This is a genomic window from Streptomyces sp. GbtcB7, from assembly GCF_019091445.1.
In the GTDB taxonomy this organism is placed as follows: Bacteria; Actinomycetota; Actinomycetes; order Streptomycetales; family Streptomycetaceae; genus Streptomyces; species Streptomyces mirabilis.
In genome coordinates this window covers 1-737 of sequence record NZ_JAGXJM010000126.1, presented here as the reverse complement: position 1 = coordinate 737, position 737 = coordinate 1, and the positions used below count along the sequence as shown (strand labels likewise).

At 67.4% G+C, this 737-nt stretch carries 1 protein-coding gene; it reads right to left on the bottom strand.

The window, feature by feature from the left end; all coding sequences use genetic code 11:
• Positions 1-86: 86 nt before the first annotated feature.
• Positions 87-674 carry a TetR/AcrR family transcriptional regulator gene (locus tag KVT44_RS55505; RefSeq protein ID WP_217576848.1) on the bottom strand — a complete coding sequence of 196 codons (588 nt, stop codon included), beginning with the start codon at positions 672-674 and terminating at the stop codon, positions 87-89.
• Positions 675-737: the final 63 nt, after the last annotated feature.

The following is a 737-nucleotide window of genomic DNA, read 5'->3' as shown; positions in this document are numbered from 1 at the left end:
GCATCACCGGCGTCACCTACATCGCCGCCGCCAACCGCCACCACGCCTGACGACTTTGCCGGAGCCCTGGGTGCCCATCGCACTACTCAAGGTAGTGGATGTCGTCTCCCGGGGATACGGGCGGCGGCTGCGGCGACGGTTGCCAGGTCTTCGCTCGAGAAGCCGGCGCGACTCAGCACCGCCAGGGATTTGTTCGTTGCCAGCGTGCACAACGCCAGTTCTGCCGCCTCCTGATCATCGGCCCCCGCCGCCAGCAACGCCTGCTCCAGCATCGCCCGCAAACCGTCGATCATGGCGCGGACCATCATCCGGCCCTCCGCGTCGAGGGCCGGGAACTGCGTTGCCGACACCGTGAGCAGGCAGCCATCCGGGACCGTCGGGTCGGCGATGCGATTCAGGGTGACCTGCAGGTAGGCGGCCACAACGGCGCTCGGGCTCGGGTGGGGGCCGGACAGTGCCTGGTCGTACAGCGGGTGGTAGGTCCGCGCGTACCGTTGGAGGCTTTTCCGGAAGAGGGTGCTCTTGTCGCCGAAGGTGCCGTAGAGCGAGCTCCGGCCCAGGCCCGTGCCCTCGGTCAGGCGGCCGATCGAGGCCTCCGAATAGCCCCAGCGCCAGAAGACGTGCATCGCGCGTCGTAGCGCCTCGTCCACGTCGAATTGCTTGCGGCCCGCCATGGTTGGTCAGCCTACACATCTTGCACCGACCGTTTCAAGATGGGTATGGTCGCCGGCATGACA

Bases quoted from the DNA above. Each gene is read 5' to 3' on its own strand.
- KVT44_RS55505 (WP_217576848.1), bottom strand. From the start codon at position 674: ATGGCGGGCCGCAAGCAATTCGACGTGGACGAGGCGCTACGACGCGCG.